Origin of the sequence: Ruminococcus sp. RTP21484sp1_RTP21277st1_D2_RTP21277_210401, assembly GCF_040924225.1 — a bacterium.
GTDB classification, from domain to species: Bacteria; Bacillota; Clostridia; order Lachnospirales; family Lachnospiraceae; genus Blautia_A; species Blautia_A faecis.
The window spans coordinates 63,062-82,803 of record NZ_JBCOMJ010000019.1 but is presented as its reverse complement, the minus strand read 5'-3'; the positions used below and the strand labels follow the sequence as shown (position 1 = coordinate 82,803).

The following is a 19,742-nucleotide window of genomic DNA, read 5'->3' as shown; positions in this document are numbered from 1 at the left end:
GCAGGCAATTTTACGCTGTTCGACTTCCTCTTGTACCAGCCATTCTGGTACTGGTATCAAATTCACGAAGTCTCCGTTTGGATTCCTCGCTTAAATTTCTCGGTACCTGAACCTGGACGGTTACGTACAGATCACCGTAGACTCCAGCTTTTCCCATTGCCTGGATACCTTTTCCTTTCAGACGGATCTTGCTGCCAGACTGTGTGCCTTCCGGGATACGGCACATTACCTGGCCATTCAGGGTCTGGACTTTTGCCTCACCGCCCAGAGCAGCTGTGATGAACGGCACATTTACGGTGGTGTAAACGTCGGTGCCTTTTCGCTCAAAGCCAGGGCGCTCGCCTACATGAACCTTCAGAAGAAGATCCCCTGCGGGAGCACCTCCGTAACCTGGATTTCCTTTGCCTCTCAGACGGATACTCTTGCCGTTGTCAATTCCGGCAGGAATGTGAACTTTCAGAGTCTGTTTTCCACTGCCGTCTGCACCAGAAAGATTAATCAGCTTGTCGCAACCAAATGCTGCCTCGTTGAAGCTGATGGAAATTTCTGCGTTCAGGTCCTGGCCTTTCTGCTGGTGACTGCCACTAAAGCCGCTATTGCAGCTGTTTCCAAAGCCATCTCCATAACCGGTACCATCAAAACCTCCACTGCCGAAACTACCATTAAATCCGCTTCTAAAAGAGCCGTTTTCAAAACCAGAGTGACCAAAACCGCTTCCTCCAAATCCGTGTGCGGAACCAGCCTTTTCAGAATTGCTTCCTCCTCCGAAGCCTCCTCCAAACAGATTCTTCAGAATATCGTCCATGTCACCACCTTCGAAATGAAATTCCTGATAGCTGCCATCCGGACTTCTATAAGCACCGCTATGACTATTTCCAAAACCGCCAAAGCCACTGAATCCAGAGCCGTCAAAGCCGCCGTTTCTATTAAAGCCACCTTCACCATATCCGGCACCGCCAGCACCTTCTTCAAATGCTGCATGACCGAACTGATCATAGAGTTTTTTCTTCTCAGGGTCACTGAGCACATTATATGCTTCTGTGACTTCCTTAAACTTTTCTTCAGCATCCGGATTTCCCGCGTTTGAATCCGGATGGTATTTCTTTGCCATCTTACGATAAGCTTTCTTTATAGCATCTTTATCCGCGCTGCGACTGATTCCCAGCACTTCATAATAATCTCTCTTTGCTCCCATACTGGTCACCTCTGACTCCTCATATTGCGAAATAAATTCATTACTGCCCACAGCTTTCATCCATATACTTTGTAATATATTTTCTGAATACAGTAATGTCAATTTATTGTAACTATTCAGTATCTACAAATTCCCCGGAATCTCTTCCGGGGAATGCTGTTGTCCATCTCCCGAACATCCACGGGAAATAACTTTTATTTTTGTTCTATTTGTAATATAACATTCATTCTTTTAAAAGTCAAGGTATGGAACATAATTTCATATTTTTTTCACATTAGAGCGTGTTTGAAAAATCATTCCCGCAATCTGCACGCCCCACTTTGCGGTATATTTTGCCTGAATTCAGTTGCCGTAGCCCGCTACGGCGCCTTCATCCGGACAAAATCTCCCACAAATTGTGACGCACATCTTGCAGAAAGCCTTTTTCAAACACGCTCTAGACTTTTTCAAACAGGCTTTAGAGTATTTTCAAGTCATATTTCATCTTCTTAAAATGCGTTTTCTATGGTATAATAATGATACTTTACTATTTTCAGGAGATCTAAAATGAAAAAGAAACAATTAAATCTCACCTCCGGTCCTATTTTACGGACTTTGTCTGAGCTGGCACTGCCAATCATGGCTTCTTCCTTCCTGTCTACCGCCTACAACATTACAGATATGGCATGGATAGGAATGCTGGGCTCTAAAGCAGTGGCGGGTGTGGGCGTGGGAGGTATGTACGTCTGGCTCTCCCAGGGACTTTCTTCCCTGGCAAGAATGGGAGGACAGGTAAACATGGCGCATTCCCTTGGAAGAGGTGATCAGAAGGCTGCCGCAGGCTTTGCACAGGCAGCTCTGCAGCTTACCATACTATTCTCTCTTTTTGTTACATTGATCAGTATATTATTTACGAATCCGCTGCTGCAGTTCTTTGCATTAAATGATGCAGAAACTTACAACAGTGCCAGAATTTATATGCGGATTACCTGCGGACTAATCCTGTTTTCCTTCCTTTCCCAGGTGCTGACAGGTCTTTTCACAGCCCAGGGCGATTCCAAAACACCATTGAAGGCAAACTTCTTTGGTCTGATACTGAATATGATCCTTGATCCGCTTCTTGTTCTTGGTGTAGGACCATTTCCCAGATTAGAAGTTGTAGGAGCAGCAGTTGCAACTGTTACTGCACAGATTATAGTTCTGCTGATCCTTGTTACAGAAATTCTCCGTGACCACGGTGAAGCCAATGTACTACACAAAATCCGTCTGCTTTCACGACCGGATATTGCCTGTTTAAAAGGAGTCTTTCGCATTGGAACCCCCACTGCGCTTCAAGGAAGCCTTTACTGTATCATCTCCATGATACTCACCCGAATGGTTTCCGGATTCGGGGACGGTGCTATTGCCGTACAGCGTGTAGGCGGACAGATTGAGTCCCTTTCCTGGAACACAGCTGATGGTTTTGGCTCCGCCCTGAACGCTTTCATGGGGCAGAACTACGGAGCAGGAAAAAAAGACCGAATCAAATCAGGATACCATATTTCCATTCGGCTTCTGATATGCTGGGCTGCACTGATCACTATTGCCTTTGTATTTTTCCCGCGGCAGATTTCTGTGCTCTTTTTCCACGAGGAGGAAGTTATCCGTCTTTCCGTTGATTACCTGCGAATCATCGGATTTTCCGAAATTTTTCTCAGCGTGGAAATGATGACTGTGGGTGCCCTGTCTGGTCTTGGACGGACACAGCTTTGCAGTCTGATCAGCGTTGGCCTGACTGTTATACGAATCCCCCTTGCACTGGTTCTGTCAAACACTGCACTGGGACTGAATGGAATCTGGTGGGCACTGACACTTTCCACCGTTTCAAAGGGAATTATTTTTTATTTTGTGTTCCAGTATATTTGCGAACATAGTTTGTTAAGAACTACAAATAGATAAAAAAGATCCGACAGATGGTATTTTCATACCTGTTCTGTCGGATTTTTTTATAATTAAGTTTTACACTTCTGAAATTATTTTTCAGAAACAACCACCTTCATTGCATTCTTTTTCTCTCTGCTCAGGAAACAGGATACGATTTCCAGCACCAGCATGATAACCATAACCACCGCTGTCACAATAATATAACCGATCACACCAGAAGAACCGAACATGGAAATTCCGTTCAAGGCATCTGCAAAAGTGTTGATACTGTTTACGATCATTTTTCCAATGGAAAGTGTAATAAACACAACTGCAATCAGATTGAAAATATCCGCAATCACATAATCTGCAAATACGTAAATCCCACAGCACATAATGGCCAGTACAAGATAAAAATCAACAGCTTTATTAAACTCATTTACACGGTTTGCGTTGATACTGTAATAAATAATGCAGAACAGGCCGAGCAGAATATTTAATGCATTAAAAATGCCGCTGATTCTTTTTCCTAATATCTTATCTTTGATATTCATTATGCATTTTCTCCTCTCTTTTTACTCCAAACCAGCATTTCCAGATAGTAAAGTACAATAAACAGTATAGTAATTGTTCCAAATCCAATTGTTGCCGCTTTCAAAGCTGTTTTCCACCATGGAGTAATATGTACTACATGAGAGGTTTCATCCAGTCCATTAATCAGGATAGAATGAACCTGTGCATAAACATTGTGCTTGGTTGCATTACGCAGAGTCTGAAGCATGTAACCGTCACCATTTTCGATGGCTTCCGTAACCATGTCTTTACTGAGCACTACAGAAGAATCATCGGAAGCTCCGAATCCTGCCATATCCCAGCACCAGTAGTCAAGTCCTGCTGTAATGTTAGAAGTATAATGTTTCTTGTAATCCATATTTACAACCGCATCAGAAGTAACATGTCCTTTGTAAGCCCATTCTCCTCTCATAACAGTTGTAAGAAGTGCTGAGGAACTTCCGCAGTAAGTGCAGCCGATTCTGTTAAATGCTGTCATACAACCCATTGCGCCGCCTTTTGTATAGGCTCCCTCAAAAGCTCGCAGATACTGCTCACGAAGAGCCTGTTCATTGGTAAAGGTTGCCGCACTCTCACGATGTGCTTCCTGGTCGTTTACAACCATGTGTTTATAGCCAAGGATAATTCCATATTTCTGAACGTTTTCAGCAACAACAGTTCCTACCAGATATCCCATGTTTCCATCTTCAGAATAGTAAGCAGAAGCTCGTCCGTTAAACTGTGTACGATGGCAGTTCGGGCCGCCAGACCAGATTTCTGTTGCGCCCATAAAATAAGCTTCATTTGCAGTCATGCTGCTTCGTTTCGCAACATCATCTTTATTCCAGGTGCAGGTCATAACAACGGTGGAAGGCCATACAATACCGGATTTTCCAGTAAGTTTGAAAGTTACCTGCTCCAAACAGTCCATATCATCCCCACGGTAGGTAGACGGCATTGCAATACTCTCAACTAGTACAGAACCGTTCTGGTCAGGGAGAATAGAAGCCATTTCTTCTACCGTGAGCTGGTCAAGGAATTTATCCCATGTGGCATCGTCATCGTAATCTACATCTTTCATTGCAACAAAGTTAATGCCAGCATCTACTCCCTGGGTAAAATCATCTACAGATGGTGCATCTTCTGGTTCTGTATAAAGATCACCATTTAAAGTTTTCATCATATCCTCAGTTGCAGTTACAGAAACCTGCTCTGCTGGATATGTTCCCTCCCAGTCACTTCTGGAAAGATAAGTTACAGTGTCTGTTCCAAGGTTATTTAAATTGGCATCGTCGAACTGGTTTGTTACTTCCATATCAGAATAGCGGGACATTTTATAGGACTCTGTATCCAGTTTTGCATTGTTCCAGGAGTATGCTTTCTCTGCATCTCCTTTAGCCTTCTCGCCCAATGCATCTGTCATTCCCTTGGCACCTTTTGCAGCAAGAATATTGTTCAGGGCATCGTGTGCATCATCGCCGATGGCAAAGTAATAATCGCCTTCGCTTAAAATATAGCCTTTGGCATTGGTGTAATCGTAGCTTGCAAGGAGATATCTTTCTACTGGAATTTCCAGTGTCTCAGAAGCACCTGGCGCCAGGATATCTGTCTTATCAAAGCCCACAACCTGGACTGCAGATTTCTCCACATTGTTCTCTTTTTCATAATCCCCATATGGGGTCTGTGCATAGACTTCTGCAACAGATTTTCCAGCTGTATCACCAGTATTTGTCACGGTAACTTTTACGTTGTAAGTATCTGTTGTTTCGTCATACTCTACACCATCAAGGGTCTGGGAAAAGGTTGTGTAGGAAAGTCCATAGCCAAATGGATAAGCGATTTCGTCATTATAATTCCATGCTTTTCCAGTTGAGGAACCAACTATACTGTCTGCATTTCCGTTTCCAAGTACGGTATCCTCATAACGGGTTTCATAATATTTATATCCTACATAAATATCCTCTGCATAGATCAGATAGTTGGAAACATACTGATCGCTGTCTGAACAATATTCCAGAACCTCATCCAGATTCGCCCACTCTGGCGTATTTTTCATCTGTGCATAGGTGATAGCCGGAGCTGACAGGGAATTTTTCGCATAGGTATCAACCAGTTTTCCAGATGGGTTCGCCTCTCCTTGAAGCAGATTTACAACACCTGTAAATCCAACAATACCAGGGGAACCAATCCACAGGCATGCATCCACATCATAATCATCCAGGTCTCCAAGCTCCATAGCCCAGTTAGAATTTACAAGAAGAATAATTTTCTTAAATACGCCCTGCTCTTTCTGTTCTTTCAGCATATTCAAAAGATCTTTTTCGTCCTGATGAAGAGCCAGCTGACTGATTCCCTCTGGATCTTCAAGAAGAAGGTCACAATCCTCACTTGCCTGTCTTGTAAGCATAACAACAGCTGCATCATTATACTGATCCTGCCAGCTATTTTTCAGATTTTCTGTGTAAAAATCTGCTGGTGCTTCTCCAATCTGCGGATCGTCAACAGATTTTACACGCATATAACCGCTCTCCTGATAAGCCTTTACCATTGTCTGATTAACATCATAAACGGACTCCATTGCTCCAAGATAAGTTACCAGTTCCTGGGTAGAATTAGCCGTAGAATGATAACTGTAAAAAGGTCCTGAGTAGGATTGCGGACCGCCAAAACCTGTACTTCCAGCTACACTTTCCGTACTCTCAATAGAATTTTGTCCAAAAAGTGTAATGCTGCTTCCAGCCGCCAGTGGAAGTGCATTGTTGTCATTTTTCAAAAGAACAGAACCTTCTTCCTGTTCTGCAACTGCCTGTGCTGCCGCATCATCCTCCAGCTGCTGCAGCTTATCTCCATCATAAATATCAGTTCCATAATCGCTTTTATAATAATCTGTATCAACATCTAAGCCTTCATCCGAAACTGTCTTTGTAGTTTCAATGCCAAGCACTGTGTTTAGTCTGCCCTCATAGGCCTCTGCCACAGGAGTTCCTATGGACACAACTGTAAGCAGACAAGCTGAAACAGCACCCAGACCACGGGTGATTTCCTTCTTGATTTTCATATGTTTCCTCCCATTTGATCAACAATAAATATTGTTTTTTGCTTTTCATGACCGCGCGTTCATCATGGTCAGGAGCTTAACACATACTCAAAAAGGATATTTTAAGATTTCGTAACAGGCATTCCAGATTTCGTAATTTGCACTTTATTTTGCGACAGGTATAATAATCGTCAGGCTGAACATGTGATTTTCCGCTGTAATATCCATACTTCCATTATATTTTTCCACACATTTTCGCACACTTTTCAACCCATATCCGTGACCATCATGTGCATTTTTTGTAGTCACAGGAAGCCCTTCTGAAAAGTTTATTTTCTCGTTTTCCATATAATTCTGTATCTGAATAAGGAGCAGATTTCCCTTGGTCCAAATAGATGTGGAAATCACTTTTTTCTCTTCGTCAGAAACCATAAGTACACTCTCAATTGCGTTGTCAATTACATTTCCAAGAATAGTATATAAATCCACAGCAGATATAAAATCCATTTTCTTCCCGTCTGCCACACAGGTTAATTCTATGTTATTTTTCATGCATACCAGTCTTTTCTGGGACAGCAAAGTATCCAGAACTTTACTTCCGGTTTCCACTTGGGAATCATAAGACTGGATAGTTTTACACACCTGTTCATAGTATGCTTTTTGCTGTTCTTCATCTGAGAAAAGCTTCAGTGGCTCCAGCTGTTTTTTTAGATCATGGCAGATCAGATTGATCCGCTCCACATCATCCTGTCTCAGCCGGAACAATTCCTTTTGTTTCAGCCGAACCTGTTTTTCCAGATCCTGCTCTCTCTGTTTATTCAATTTATTTTTGTAATCCATCTGTTCCCATAATACAAACAGACAACAAATCAGATCGTATGCTTTACATAGGTAATAGAGATTATTTTCTTCTGCATTAAACATGGTATCTGCTGCAATACTAAGCCCCAGAGCGAGCATGATAATAAGGAAAAACGACATCATAGAGAAACGAATATCCACATCATAATGTCCATTTTCAGGTAATTTTCTTCCGATAAACCAGTACAGCAAAAGTGCAATGCACACTGCACACACAATATATGCCGGTGCATAAACCGGTATTCCATGAACTGGTCGAAACAAAATCAGATATACACAATAGCTGATATGCTGTACTGCATAGGCACATGTAACGCTATACAAAGCCTCTTTCCAGGAAATTTCGTATGCAAAATAACTGCTGAATACAAACAAGGTAAACTGCATGATGTATGTAAAAAGCCCATGAGAAAAGGGCGCAGAACAACATACGGATATCAGAAAGCCAAGGACAATTCGCCATGCAAAGTGTTTTCTTTTCTGAATGCCAATTGAAAATAACAGTATGATTGGGAACACGTTGATTGAAAAAAATGCATGTCCTATGTATATGGGAATTTGGGATAAAATTTCTGATACCATCAGCGCAGCCCTCCTTTGTAATAATCAAGTAATGCCTTTTTTACCTCTTTTTTCTTCGATCGGCTGACTTTTAATTCTGTTTTATCATTCAAGGTTATAATATCCTTTTGAAAATCTGTGACGTATTTCATGTTAATGCAAAAGGAACTGCTACAGCAAATAAAATGATAGTCTGCCAATTTTGCCGCAAATTCTTTCATGGTAGAAAGAAGCTGATATTCTTCATCTACCGTAAAAATATGCAGCCAGTGATCACGAATCTCCGCATAAACAATCTCATCGGAGGACACTTTTTTCATCCCGTCTTTGTATTCCAACAGAATATTAACAGACTCCTGGCCTTTCACAGACTTCAGGGCTTTTTCCAGTTTCATAGAAAAAGAAAAATATTTTATAGGCTTCAGGACAAAGTCCAAGGCACCCACTTCGTAACCATTGATTGCATATTGCGCCATGTTGGTTATAAATATAATCAGCACTCTTTGATCCCTTTTTCGGATTTCTCTGGCAGCATCCATACCATTCATTTTTGGCATTTCAATGTCCAGTAAAAGAACATCATATATGGGTTCGTATTTAAATACCAATTCATTTCCATCTTGAAAAAAAGACGCCTGGATATCTATATTTGTTTCTTTTTTGTAACGCTCAATATATTCGGAAATTGTCTTCTGGAATGAGGGATCATCCTCTGCTATTCCAATTCTGAACATCCTATTGTTCTCCTTTTCCCTGATATAAGTAATTCTAAAAACTGCAATATTCACTCAAACTGCTTCAGATATTCCCCCACCGACCGTGTCATTTCTTTTGAAAAATCGGAATTATATTTTCTTTTGCAGAAGGCTTTGCACCAGTCTTCGAAGGTGGAATTTTTGTATTGGTGACTCAACATTTCGCGAAGTTCAGTGTCGTCCATACTGCGGTAGGTATTCTCATGGACAATATGTTCCTGTGCACATCTCTGGGGTTTAGAGCGATTCTTTTGCTGCTGGGTGGGCCAACCAAATACCAGCATAACAGCTGGAAAAACATAATTAGGCAGGTTCAGAAGTCTTCTTTGTTTCTCATAATTTTCCATAATATCACCAATGTAGCAGGAACCGATACCAAAGCTCTCCGCTGCCACAACTGCATTTTGTGCGGCAATTGCCGTGTCTGTCACCGCAAGCATAAGGTCTCCTATACCTGGTTTTCTTGGCTCACAGCCAGCTTCCAGATATGCATCATACCACTTCTTGCAGTCAGCACAGAATACCAGTACCATAGGTGCTTTCGCAATAAATGGCTGGTAGTCGCAGGTCTCAGATAAAGCCTTTTTCAATTCTTCATCTGTAATGTCCAAAATAGTATAAAGTTGCTGACAACCTGCTGTAGGCGCCTGGGCTGCGGCTTCAAGGATGACCTTCTTCATCTCCTGCGGAATGGACTTTTCTTCGTATACGCGCATGGATTTTCTATTATATAAACTTTTTATAATTTCATTCATTTTAAATTTCTCCCTTTTCCTCTAAACAGCTATCATCGAATGACATAACCGTATAAAAATTATCTTTCTTCGATTTTTCTTACAAAAAAACAGATATTCCCAATAATAATACCGAGAAATATCTGTTTTTTCAAGTCAATATGGAGTCCACAATTTAAGCAGTCTGTGCGCTGTCTTTCATCATCCTGTAATAGCAAGGGATCAGAAATGCACACGCACCGAACTAAGCCAGTGGACTGGCAATACAGACAGCCGTATAGCCATTCTTCAATAAAAAAACGATTCGGGTATTGTCATTTCTGATACAGATATTGACATTTTTTTAAGAAGTATTACAAAGTAATTTCCTGATCACGTAAAAAAGCCCTCGGATGCCAGAAACATTCGAGGACTTCTTCTTTTATTTTTATATTTAAACTTGTTGGGTTTGGTTAAATTGCTAACAAATTCTTAATTGCTTCCATATACACTTCCACAGCCTCTTCCATCTCGGAAACAAGAATGAACTCATCTGCACCGTGAATACGATAATCCACACCCAGCTTTTCCGGACCAAATGCAATAATATTTTTCAGAGATTTGGCATAGGTACCACCGCCAATTACCATTGGTTTGTTCTCCGTGTCGCCAGTCACATCCACATAAGCCTTGTACAGGGCATTTACCAGCGGAGATTCTCTTGGGAAGAACAACGGATTACCGATTTCCCCCACCTCAATACGGCCATTTTCATCTTCCAGATTACCCTCTATACGATTCAGAATATCATCCTTTTTGAAGGTTACAGGTACACGGATGTCGATGGTGCAGGAAATCACACCATTCTCTGTTTTTACGATTCCATTGCAGAAGGTCAGCTCACCAAATTCATCGGCAATTTTAAGGCCAACACCGGAGCCATCACAGGCAGTTCCAATGTGCTGATTATAAAATTTAACAAAATCGTCTTCAAAGCCTGCCTTTGCAAGACATTCCATGGTAACACCTGCTGCGTTGATACCAAGTGTCGGGGTGCTGGCATGAGCCGGTACGCCTTTTGCATAAATGGTGATCTGGTTTTCGGTTTCCGTAACTTTATATTCCTGCAGTTTTGTTTCGGAAAGCATCTGCTCCAGTTTCTCCTTAAGACCAGCTTCTGCCGGAATCACAGTGGTACAGTTATCGCATACTGCGTTGGAAACAAAGCCACCATTCATGGAGATAATTCTGGTATTTTTGGAATATGCCATCATGGACATATAGCCTTTTTCACCATGAATACATGGGAAATTTGCATCAGGTGTAAAGCCGCAGGATAACTCTTCCTCTACCTCATTATAATGTGCCATACATTTGGAACCGGTCTCCTCATTGCATCCCATGATCAGACGGACTCTTTTGTTCAGTTTCACACCGGAATCCTTTAGAAGTTTCATCGCATAAAGAGCTTCAATTACAGGTCCTTTGTCATCTGTAGTTCCACGTCCGTATACATGGTCGCCATCTCGTGTCAGCTTAAATGGATCGTAGGTCCAGTCACCACCTACAGGTACAATATCAAGATGACCTGCAATACCTACGATTTCTTCGCCTTCTCCCATTTCGGCGTAACCACAGTAATTATCAAGATTTACGGTTTTAAAACCAAGCTCTCTGGCAATTTCAAGCCCGATCTCAAGTGCCTCTGCCGGTCCTTCTCCGAAAGGTTTCCCCTCTGACGGGGTGCCAAGCTGGGAATCAACGGCAACAAGCTTTCCAAGATTTTCAAGCATTTCCTCAGATAATGCATGGATCTGTTCTCTTGTATTCATAGATGTTATATTTCCTCCAAATTCTATTTTATCTGTGCAGAGCATTTCCACCAATTGTAATGACTCTCCCGGGTAACGTCTTTTCACAGCTGCTCCAACAGCTGCTTCTCCACATTTTCAAAGCCAATTCTCTCAATAGTCTCCGCAAAACGTTCTCCCTTTATTCCATTGTCACGGAAGAAAAGAATGGCCTTTTCAATTACATCCAGGGCTTCTTCTTTGGATGTAAAAATCCGGCCAAGGGCTTTTCCCTGAGATACTTTTTTACCCCAGCGTCCACCTATGTATATCTTATAGCCATAAGCGCCGTCCTCAATGGTATGGAACGGACATTTTCCAACACAGCGGCCGCAGTTTTTACATATGTTTTTGTCAATCTGAATCTTCCCATCAACCACCTTTGCCACTTTGTTTGGACAGGCAGCCTCAATGGCACATTTCTTGCAGCCTTTACATACATCTGCATTGACGTTTGGAATTCTCTGTCCAATAATTCCTACATCATTCAGGTCTGGTTTCACACAGTTGTTTGGACAGCCCCCCACAGCAATCTTAAATTTATGTGGAAGTGCAACCTCCCTGTAACCTTCATAAAAACGTCTGTAAATTTCTTCTGATACTGCGTAGGAATCCAGAAGTCCATACTGACAGGTGGTTCCTTTGCAGGACACTACAGGACGTACCTTTGCCCCTGTTCCACCTGTTACCAGGCCTTCTTTCGCTATAAATTTCTGAAATTCTTCAATCTTGTCATAAGGAATTCCTGGGATTTCCACAGAGAGTCTGGTGGTATACAAAAGCTCACCGTTTCCGAATTTTTCTGCTGCATCTGCCATACAGCGATGCTGTGCTGCAGTTACTTTTCCATTTGTCGTGAGAACTCTTGCAGAAAACAGATTGGTTCCTCTGTTATTCAGAAAGCCCATTCCTTTTACTCTTTTTTCATCCTCCGGGCTGATTGTTAATGCTGACATTTTTGATACCTCATTTCCTGTTACTATTCACTGATAATTTTTTCATCTGTGAATTCTATTATAGCACCTGAATTGGTGTTTGAAAAACGTTTTTCTCTGTGGTATTCTATAAGCATATAAATAATACAAACCGGAGGGATAATTTCTATGTTAATTTGTGATTATATTGTAAAATCTATTGACGGCGACTACGCCCATCTGCGCAGGACAGATCTTCCCGAGGAAGAACTGAAGCTGGTAGCAAGAGCGCTTCTGCCATTTGACATTACAGAAGGATGCAGATTACATTATGAAATGATGCAGTATACCATAGTTGACTGATATACTGCATAGTAATTCATTCGATTGTAAAACAACATTCAGGCATTTTCCAGCTCCGCATTAATCGTATCTTCACTGGCTGCCATTGCCTGCAGTGTCATGGTCAGCAATTTTTCCAGTTCCCAGCCAAGCTGCTGCGCACCGCGCTCAATTACTTCGCGGGAGCAGCCTGCTGCGAAGCCTTTACTCTTGTACTTTTTCTTTAGGGATTTCAGTTCCATATCCTTAGTGCTCTTGGACGGACGCATTAATGCTGCTGCCCAGATCAATCCGGTAAGTTCATCTGCTGCAAAAAGCACTTTTTCCATCTCCTGTTCCGGTGCTACATCGATTGTTACACCGCAGCCTACGGTTATTCCATATCCGTGAGATACCACACTGTGTATCACATCTTCGCCTACCCCTGCCTCGCGAAGCATTTCCGGTGCTTTCAGGCAATGCTCTTCCGGATAAAGCTCGAAATCAATGTCGTGAAGAAGCCCTACGATTCCCCAGTATTCAGCATCCTCTCCATATCCCAGTTCGTTTGCATACCATTTCATGACCGCTTCCACAGTCAGTGCATGCTGGATATGAAATGGATCCTTGTTGTATTTTTTTAATAATGAAAAAGCCTCGTCTCTTGTGATTGTTTCCATTGTTGTCACTCCTCGTATGTCTTTCTATACTCTGCTTACCACATAAGCATGTTCATGATTTGGAATAAAAGAAAAACCTTGCAAATACTATACATCGTTCTTTATTTATATACAACCATTTTGAGGAAAGTGATAATTTTAATTCCCTGATAACAATTTTTTCCAGGGTTCGTATTCTTTCATATAAGCAAACTCTTCTGCGTTTCTGAAGCCTTCCAGCAATTCTTTTTTCATTTCTTCCGTATATGGATTTTCGACTTCCTGAAATTTCATATGTTTGTATAATTGGGATTTCTGAAAATCACATATGGTGTCCACATTGTTCAGCAATTGCTTTGCAACCTGGAAAGTGCCCTCCACATTGTTCTCTGCGGTCACAACATTCAACATTGCTGCACATTCATTGTATTTTCCCATATCAAATCCAGAAGCTAATGTACACATTTTCTCTGCCAGAAACCTTGCGTATCCATGGTCTTTTTCCTCAAGAGCCTTAGTAATCATGATTCCAAAAGCCAAATTCAAGGTGGTATACTCTGAAAAAACAGCCTTTTCCAGCATCTCAAATGCCTCTTCTTTTTTCCCCTGCTTCATATATAATTGTCCCTGCTTCACCTTTTTCATGGGATCATAATCGGAAAAATAGTTTAAATATTTTTCTGCCATTTCATAATTCTTTTTTCGCAAATAAAAGCCAAACAGGGAATCAGCTGCATAGTGCTGAATTTTTTCATCTTTATCACTCAGCGCCATTTCGTACCAGGAATTGATCTGCTCATCGTACCTGTCCGGATTCTCGCACATGCCAATGATCCGGCGCGAATCAAGCATTACCGCAATCTGCCAGATCAGCAGATTGCAGTTTGGATATTCTTTTATGGTATTTACAGCCCACTGATAAGTCTTCTCAAAGCCTTCCTCAGAAAACATTTTGTCCATTTTGTGGATCATCTCTTCGATTTCAAGGTCAGTCAGATTTTCGCGAAAAGACAACAGGGTATCAAGGGAAATATGCAGTAATCTTGCAATAGGAGCTAACAATTCAATATCAGGATTGGAGTTCCCATTTTCCCACTTATTCACCGCCGGAGTGGTTACTCCCAGACGTTTTGCCATTTCTTCCTGCGTGTAACCTAATTCTTTTCTATATTTTTTAATCACATTTCCAATATTCATCATATTTTTCTCCTGAGTCAAGCGGATATTCCAGGTCCGCTTCGCTACTTGCTCATAACCGAATGCTGCTTCGCAACTTATTCGGTTAAAATTCCAAAAGCTTTTGTGATTAAAGCATAGCAGAATTGACAGATGAGCACAATTGAATTGTTGTTAAATACATTTCATATTTTTTAACTGTTAGGAAAGTTAAAAATCCAATTACAAATTTTATCAGAAAAGGCAGGTAAATAACTTTTCTCGACCCTCTTTTTAAGCTTTGCAATATACTTATTACGAACATCTTTCCCATATTTTGCATATCCTAACAGCAGAAGTCAAAAAGGAGTCTCTGTATGAAGAATAAAAAATGGATCTCACTGGCAGCAGCTGTGATTTTTGCAGTAACTGCACTGCCAGCCACAGTCTTTGCTGCAAAGAATGGAGAATCAAAAGAGGAGCTTACAAAGGTTACCTTAAACGAAGTGGCGCATTCAATTTTCTATGCACCGCAATATGTGGCGATTGAAGAAGGGTATTTCGCAGAGGAAGGGCTAGATCTGACACTTGTCACAGGATTTGGTGCGGATAAGACTATGACTGCTGTCATTTCCGGAGAAGCTGATATTGGATTTATGGGGGCCGAGGCATCTATCTATGCCTATCAGGAAGGTGCCACTGATCCGGTTGTGAATTTCGCACAACTCACCCAGAGGGCTGGAAACTTCCTTGTGGCAAGAGAAGAAATGCCGGATTTCACATGGGATGAGCTGAGAGATAAGAGAGTTCTTGGTGGTCGTAAGGGTGGCATGCCGGAAATGGTATTTGAGTACATTTTAAAGAATCATAATATTGATCCGGCGTCGGATCTGGAAATCGACCAGAGTATTGATTTTGGTTCCACTGCAGCTGCATTTACCGGCGACATGTCAGCAGATTTTACTGTTGAATTTGAGCCTTCTGCAACCGCCCTGGAAAAAGAAGGAAAAGGCTATGTAGTGGCTTCTCTGGGCGTGGATTCCGGCTATGTCCCCTATACCTCTTACAGTGCAAAGACCAGCTTTCTTAACGAAAACCCACAGATTATCCAGAGCTTCACAAACGCCCTTCAAAAAGGCATGGACTATGTACAAAGCCATTCCCCTGAGGAAATTGCGCAGGTGATTTCCCCTCAATTCCCGGAAACAGATATGGATACCCTTACCACAATTGTCAAGCGTTATTATGAGCAGGATACCTGGAAAGAGAATCTGATATTCGAAAAAGATAGTTTTGAACTTTTGCAGGATATTCTGGAGAGTGCAGGAGAATTATCTGACAGGGCAGATTGTGAAAACCTGGTTACAACTGCATTCGCTGAAGCTGCGATTTCTTAAAAAAGTTGCTATTTAATGTGCTGGTCGTTATTCCGGACGCATTTGGACAATGCGTCCCTCCTGAAGAACTTTTCAGCACATTAAATAGCAAATACCGTTCTCTATGCCTCCACCGCATTCACCGACTCCCGAATACAAGGAATACACTCCACAAAGCAATTTCCATTATCCAACTCCACTTCTTCTTTTGTCAGAATCCCAATAATGATCTGACAGGCTTTATAGCCAATATCATGAAGAGGAAGAGCCATGGTAGTAAGCGGCGGCTTTTCATAGCATGCCATTTCACGGTTATCATAGCCAGCCACAGCCACATCTTTCCCAGCATGAAGCCCAAGCTCTTCCAAACGGTCATAGGTTCCACCAGCCATGAAATCATTCATACAGAAAATAGCTGTTGCACCCTTTTCCAAAAGGATATCTGTGTTCTCATAACCACTCTGCCGATCCCAGTCACCATAAGTGACCATATCCGGATCATAGAGAATCCCTCCTTCGAACAAAGCCTTCTGGTAGCCCTCCAGACGGGACTGGGTATGAATACTCTCCTTCTTACCTGCGATAACACCAATTTTCCTGTGTCCTCTGGAAACAATATAACTGACCAGATCATGGGCACCTTTGATATCCTTCACCACTACAGATGGGATTTTCCCACTGCCAGTAAAGCCATAAGCAACTACCGTTGGAATGGGCAGATCCTCTGGGATAATATCGATCAGGCGCTCATGGGCAGCCACATAAATAATTCCTTCGACCTGCTTTGCCAGAAGCTTCTGGAACTCCTGACGTACAATTTCTTTGTGACGGTTATCACGGTAATAATTATCCTGGAATTTCTTATAAAGACGGAGATTTACAAGAAGAATCTGGTAATCAGCTTCCTCACAGTATTCCGTAATGCCGTCGATAATATCAGGAAGAGCAAAAACTGTCATATCTTCTGCAATAACACCGATACTTCTGGTGTTTTTGGTTTTCAGATTTTTGGCAACATAATTAGGCGTATAATTCATCTCGCGAATCACCTTCTCTACACGCTCCCTGGTGGCATCACCAACGCTGCCTTTATGATTTATAATATTGGAAACAGTCGCAACTGATACGTTACAGGCTTTTGCAATTTCTTTTATGGTCGGCATGGAACTTCTCCCTCCGGTTTTTTTATTAATTCTTTCTATCACAATCTTATCATATTTTATTCACAGCCACAATCGCCATCTCTACTCCCCTGCTCTTCTACTTTGTAATTTTTCAAAGGGCTGCAGCACCCTTCGCTCCACGGCCCTGTCCACACAGGCATATATCACCATCTGCGGAAAAGAAACGCCGATCGTAAGCAGCAGAAACAGAGAATATGGTGCCAGTGCCAGCAAAATTCCGCCGGCAATTACCACAGTGATTACGATCACCATACTCAGCTTCCATTCCAATACCATAATGAGAAATGTATTTTTCAGCAATACCCCCACGCCAAGGTCTAACATAGCGGACATTACAAAATAATATCCACCAATAAGTATGGCAAAGATCATTACACCAATCCCACACCCAATCAGCACATCATGGGTAGTTCCCTTGCCAAAATTTCCAGCAAGACTGAGCAGATAACAGGAATAGAATCCCAGAGCGCCGGTGAGCACTCCCGCCGGAAGATTTTTCAGAATATCAGACTTAAATTCTTTCCAGTAATCCTCCAGGGAAAAACCATATCCTACCCGGTAAATCGCCGAAAGATAACGGTTCAGTGCTGACAGAGCTGCCGGAATCGTCACGATTGGAATACAGCACAAAAGGAACAGCACATTTGCCCCAACCAGTCTGCCGGCGTAATTCCAGAGTACATAACCAACTCTCTTCACACCGCCCTTTGGCGTCTCTTTCTCCTTATCATTATTTCCCTGATACCAGTCCATGAATCTTTTTGTCAGTCTCATATGCTTTTCCTCAAAATTACTGCCTGATTACAGCCTCTTCATACACCCCACAAAGCATTGTCTTAGAGCGTGTTTGAAAAAGAGGCTTTTTACATCCTCATTTTAAATTTCGTACAGGCAGGACCACCGCCCTGCCTGAAAATGTTAATATTGTTATAATTTAATTTTTCATACCAGTCAGCACAATTCCTTCCACAAAGCTCTTCTGCCCGAAGATATAAATCACAATACCAGGAAGGATTGTCATAAACGTGGCTGCCAGTGCCACCGGCCAGTTAGTTCCGAATGAGCCGGTAAAGTTGGTCAGCGCAATGGCAAAGGTAAATTTGCTCATGCTGTTAATGTAAATGATCTGCTGAAGCAGGTCGTTCCATATCTGGATGAACAGCATCATTCCAACTACAACTACCGCCGGTTTAATTGAAGGAACAAGAATTGTCCATAGGATTCTCATTCTTCCAGCCCCGTCAATGGAAGCCGCCTCATCAAGTTCCTTTGGAATCGTCATCAGAAACTGCCGGATCAGGAAAATGTTGAAAAAGCCACCACCTGTTAAGAACGGCAAGATCAACGGCCAATATGTATCACCCAGTCCCATTCCCTTTGTCCAGAAAATATACAGAGGAATCAAGGTTACCATTCCCGGAAGAAGAATCGTGCCAACACAGATGTTGAAGATCAGCTTTTTCCCGCGGAAACGAAGTCTTGCAAAGGCATATCCGCAAAAAATCGCAGTGATGGTACCAAAGGTAACTGCCGGAATGATAATGGTGAATGTGTTCTTAAAATAAGTCCAGTACTCAAAAGTCTCCAGCGCTTTGGAATAGTTTGACCAGAGCCACTCATGAGGAATAAAGGAAGGCGGATATTCATTCAATGCTGCCGTGCTCATCAGGGAAGAACGGAAAATCCACCAGATGGGAAGAAGTACCAATGCAGCCAGAATCAGTACAATGAAAAACGCCAGAACATTAAAGGCTTTTTCTTTTTTCTTTCTGCTTGCCATTTTTCCAGCCATTTCTCATTCCCCCTCTCCGAAAATCTGTTCTTTCTGCGTCTTAAAGAGTACTGCCGTAAAAATTCCAACCAGGATAAAGAAGATCACAGAATAAGCAGCTGCATATCCCAGTTTGTTTTTCTTAAATGCATAAAGATAAATAACATAGGACATAAACATGGACTTTTTTCCTGGGCCGCCATCTGTAAGAGCCAGCGCCGGGTTGATAACCTGCAGGTGTGTGATCAGGGCAGTCAGCACGTTGTAAAAAATAATCGGGGAAATGCTTGGAATGGTAACGTTCCAGAAGCGCTGCCATGCATTTGCACCATCAATTTCCGCTGCTTCCATGTAAACCCGCGGTACATTCTGAAGTCCTGCAAGGAAAACCACGATCAGGTTGCCGCTTGTCCAGATTGCAATTACTACCAGGGAAGGTACTACCTGACTCGGACTGTCCAGGAATCTCTGAGGTTTCAGTCCCACCATTCGAAGGACAAAGTTAAAAAGTCCGAAGTTACCTTCATATAACCATTGCCATCCTTTGTAAACACCGATTGCAGGCAAAAGGTATGGAATGAAGAAAACAGAACGGAATAATGTCCGTCCCCATATTTTCATATTCAAAAGCAGGGCTACCAGAAGAGAATAGATAATAGCGCCTACCACAGCCAGAAGAGCGTACAAAATTGTCGCTTTTATAGAATCTGCGAAATAAATATCTTTTGTAAAAATACGCTGGAAGTTCTCCAGACCTACAAACTCCGGTGAGGAAAGACCATTCCACTTAAATACGCTTAAAACAAATACTGCCAGTGTCGGCAGATAACTGATCAGACTTACTCCAAGGAATGCCGGTATCAGACAGAGATAAGCGGTCCTTTCTTCTTTTCTACCGGCCCTTGATGTCACTTTTATTTTGTTTTTCTTATTTGCTTTCATGCCCGCACCTCTTAA

General features: G+C 42.1%; 17 protein-coding genes and 2 pseudogenes. 4 read left to right on the top strand and 15 right to left on the bottom strand.

Annotated features, from left to right (window positions below; genetic code table 11):
• Nucleotides 1-10 precede the first annotated feature (10 nt).
• Together AB5706_RS13630 and AB5706_RS13625 are read right to left on the bottom strand one after the other, a co-directional pair.
• On the bottom strand, nt 11-1,195 hold the full coding sequence (locus AB5706_RS13630) for a DnaJ C-terminal domain-containing protein (protein WP_173719364.1): 1,185 nt from the start codon (nt 1,193-1,195) through the stop codon (nt 11-13).
• 258 nt (nt 1,196-1,453) lie between these two features.
• Nucleotides 1,454-1,603, bottom strand: a pseudogene (locus AB5706_RS13625) (DUF6783 domain-containing protein).
• On the opposite strand from AB5706_RS13625, the pseudogene AB5706_RS13620 reads away from it, so the two are divergent.
• Both AB5706_RS13620 and AB5706_RS13615 read left to right on the top strand, forming a co-directional pair.
• Nucleotides 1,541-1,687, top strand: a pseudogene (locus AB5706_RS13620) (DUF6783 domain-containing protein); the annotation flags it as partial. The pseudogenes AB5706_RS13625 and AB5706_RS13620 sit on opposite strands and share 63 nt — an antisense overlap.
• A gap of 54 nt (nt 1,688-1,741) precedes the next feature.
• Entirely contained in the window at nt 1,742-3,112 is a 1,371-nt protein-coding gene (locus AB5706_RS13615) for an MATE family efflux transporter (RefSeq protein ID WP_173770254.1), read from the top strand.
• Nucleotides 3,113-3,186: 74 nt separating this feature from the next.
• Here AB5706_RS13615 and AB5706_RS13610 read toward each other — a convergent pair whose 3' ends face one another.
• The 7 genes from AB5706_RS13610 to AB5706_RS13580 all read right to left on the bottom strand — a co-directional run bounded on the left by AB5706_RS13610 (nt 3,187) and on the right by AB5706_RS13580 (nt 12,361).
• Nucleotides 3,187-3,630 carry a hypothetical protein gene (locus AB5706_RS13610; protein ID WP_173719362.1) on the bottom strand — a complete coding sequence of 148 codons (444 nt, stop codon included), beginning with the start codon at nt 3,628-3,630 and terminating at the stop codon, nt 3,187-3,189.
• On the bottom strand, nt 3,630-6,686 hold the full coding sequence (locus AB5706_RS13605; protein ID WP_368366132.1) for a glycoside hydrolase family 3 C-terminal domain-containing protein: 3,057 nt from the start codon (nt 6,684-6,686) through the stop codon (nt 3,630-3,632). Before AB5706_RS13605 ends, AB5706_RS13610 begins: the two co-directional genes overlap by 1 nt.
• A 144-nt stretch (nt 6,687-6,830) precedes the next feature.
• Nucleotides 6,831-7,850, bottom strand: a complete 1,020-nt coding sequence (locus AB5706_RS13600) for an ATP-binding protein (RefSeq protein ID WP_173773116.1) — start codon at nt 7,848-7,850, stop codon at nt 6,831-6,833.
• Between the two features lie 257 nt (nt 7,851-8,107).
• Nucleotides 8,108-8,821 carry a LytR/AlgR family response regulator transcription factor gene (locus tag AB5706_RS13595; protein WP_173773115.1) on the bottom strand — a complete coding sequence of 238 codons (714 nt, stop codon included), beginning with the start codon at nt 8,819-8,821 and terminating at the stop codon, nt 8,108-8,110.
• 50 nt (nt 8,822-8,871) lie between these two features.
• Nucleotides 8,872-9,597 (bottom strand): nitroreductase family protein, encoded by a 726-nt coding sequence (locus AB5706_RS13590; protein ID WP_195409777.1) that lies wholly within the window; start codon nt 9,595-9,597, stop codon nt 8,872-8,874.
• 431 nt (nt 9,598-10,028) lie between these two features.
• Nucleotides 10,029-11,474, bottom strand: coding sequence for a M20 family metallopeptidase (locus tag AB5706_RS13585; RefSeq protein ID WP_330602850.1), 1,446 nt, complete (start codon nt 11,472-11,474; stop codon nt 10,029-10,031).
• On the bottom strand, nt 11,471-12,361 hold the full coding sequence (locus AB5706_RS13580) for a 4Fe-4S binding protein (RefSeq protein WP_173770255.1): 891 nt from the start codon (nt 12,359-12,361) through the stop codon (nt 11,471-11,473). Before AB5706_RS13580 ends, AB5706_RS13585 begins: the two co-directional genes overlap by 4 nt.
• 147 nt (nt 12,362-12,508) lie before the next feature.
• Between AB5706_RS13580 and AB5706_RS13575 the strand changes: the two genes are divergently transcribed.
• Nucleotides 12,509-12,682, top strand: coding sequence for a chorismate--pyruvate lyase (locus AB5706_RS13575; RefSeq protein WP_173770256.1), 174 nt, complete (start codon nt 12,509-12,511; stop codon nt 12,680-12,682).
• Nucleotides 12,683-12,720: 38 nt separating this feature from the next.
• Here the strand turns inward: AB5706_RS13575 and AB5706_RS13570 are convergent, their stop codons facing one another.
• Nucleotides 12,721-13,320: an HDIG domain-containing metalloprotein gene (locus AB5706_RS13570; RefSeq protein ID WP_118582654.1), complete on the bottom strand. Its 600-nt coding sequence runs from the start codon at nt 13,318-13,320 to the stop codon at nt 12,721-12,723.
• Between the two features lie 138 nt (nt 13,321-13,458).
• Entirely contained in the window at nt 13,459-14,499 is a 1,041-nt protein-coding gene (locus AB5706_RS13565) for a helix-turn-helix domain-containing protein (protein WP_233455991.1), read from the bottom strand.
• Between the two features lie 332 nt (nt 14,500-14,831).
• On the opposite strand from AB5706_RS13565, the gene AB5706_RS13560 reads away from it, so the two are divergent.
• The gene (locus AB5706_RS13560; protein WP_173735059.1) at nt 14,832-15,851 is read left to right on the top strand and encodes an ABC transporter substrate-binding protein; all 1,020 of its coding nucleotides are present in this window, start codon (nt 14,832-14,834) and stop codon (nt 15,849-15,851) included.
• 101 nt (nt 15,852-15,952) lie between these two features.
• Here the strand turns inward: AB5706_RS13560 and AB5706_RS13555 are convergent, their stop codons facing one another.
• From AB5706_RS13555 to AB5706_RS13540, 4 genes are all read right to left on the bottom strand, one after another.
• Nucleotides 15,953-16,993 carry a LacI family DNA-binding transcriptional regulator gene (locus AB5706_RS13555; protein WP_118582645.1) on the bottom strand — a complete coding sequence of 347 codons (1,041 nt, stop codon included), beginning with the start codon at nt 16,991-16,993 and terminating at the stop codon, nt 15,953-15,955.
• An 81-nt stretch (nt 16,994-17,074) separates the two neighbouring features.
• A complete protein-coding gene (locus AB5706_RS13550) occupies nt 17,075-17,788 on the bottom strand; it encodes a YesL family protein (RefSeq protein ID WP_118582642.1) in 714 nt (237 codons plus the stop codon).
• 160 nt (nt 17,789-17,948) lie between these two features.
• Nucleotides 17,949-18,806 (bottom strand): carbohydrate ABC transporter permease, encoded by an 858-nt coding sequence (locus tag AB5706_RS13545; protein ID WP_226815327.1) that lies wholly within the window; start codon nt 18,804-18,806, stop codon nt 17,949-17,951.
• A gap of 3 nt (nt 18,807-18,809) precedes the next feature.
• On the bottom strand, nt 18,810-19,727 hold the full coding sequence (locus AB5706_RS13540) for a carbohydrate ABC transporter permease (protein WP_118582639.1): 918 nt from the start codon (nt 19,725-19,727) through the stop codon (nt 18,810-18,812).
• Between the last annotated feature and the right edge of the window lie 15 nt (nt 19,728-19,742).

Coding starts and splice junctions, on each gene's coding strand:
- AB5706_RS13630 (WP_173719364.1), bottom strand. CDS start 1,195: ATGGGAGCAAAGAGAGATTATTATGAAGTGCTGGGAATCAGTCGCAGC.
- AB5706_RS13615 (WP_173770254.1), top strand. CDS start 1,742: ATGAAAAAGAAACAATTAAATCTCACCTCCGGTCCTATTTTACGGACT.
- AB5706_RS13610 (WP_173719362.1), bottom strand. CDS start 3,630: ATGAATATCAAAGATAAGATATTAGGAAAAAGAATCAGCGGCATTTTT.
- AB5706_RS13605 (WP_368366132.1), bottom strand. CDS start 6,686: ATGAAAATCAAGAAGGAAATCACCCGTGGTCTGGGTGCTGTTTCAGCT.
- AB5706_RS13595 (WP_173773115.1), bottom strand. CDS start 8,821: ATGTTCAGAATTGGAATAGCAGAGGATGATCCCTCATTCCAGAAGACA.
- AB5706_RS13590 (WP_195409777.1), bottom strand. CDS start 9,597: ATGAATGAAATTATAAAAAGTTTATATAATAGAAAATCCATGCGCGTA.
- AB5706_RS13580 (WP_173770255.1), bottom strand. CDS start 12,361: ATGTCAGCATTAACAATCAGCCCGGAGGATGAAAAAAGAGTAAAAGGA.
- AB5706_RS13575 (WP_173770256.1), top strand. CDS start 12,509: ATGTTAATTTGTGATTATATTGTAAAATCTATTGACGGCGACTACGCC.
- AB5706_RS13570 (WP_118582654.1), bottom strand. CDS start 13,320: ATGGAAACAATCACAAGAGACGAGGCTTTTTCATTATTAAAAAAATAC.
- AB5706_RS13565 (WP_233455991.1), bottom strand. CDS start 14,499: ATGATGAATATTGGAAATGTGATTAAAAAATATAGAAAAGAATTAGGT.
- AB5706_RS13560 (WP_173735059.1), top strand. CDS start 14,832: ATGAAGAATAAAAAATGGATCTCACTGGCAGCAGCTGTGATTTTTGCA.
- AB5706_RS13555 (WP_118582645.1), bottom strand. CDS start 16,993: ATGCCGACCATAAAAGAAATTGCAAAAGCCTGTAACGTATCAGTTGCG.
- AB5706_RS13550 (WP_118582642.1), bottom strand. CDS start 17,788: ATGAGACTGACAAAAAGATTCATGGACTGGTATCAGGGAAATAATGAT.
- AB5706_RS13545 (WP_226815327.1), bottom strand. CDS start 18,806: ATGGCTGGAAAAATGGCAAGCAGAAAGAAAAAAGAAAAAGCCTTTAAT.
- AB5706_RS13540 (WP_118582639.1), bottom strand. CDS start 19,727: ATGAAAGCAAATAAGAAAAACAAAATAAAAGTGACATCAAGGGCCGGT.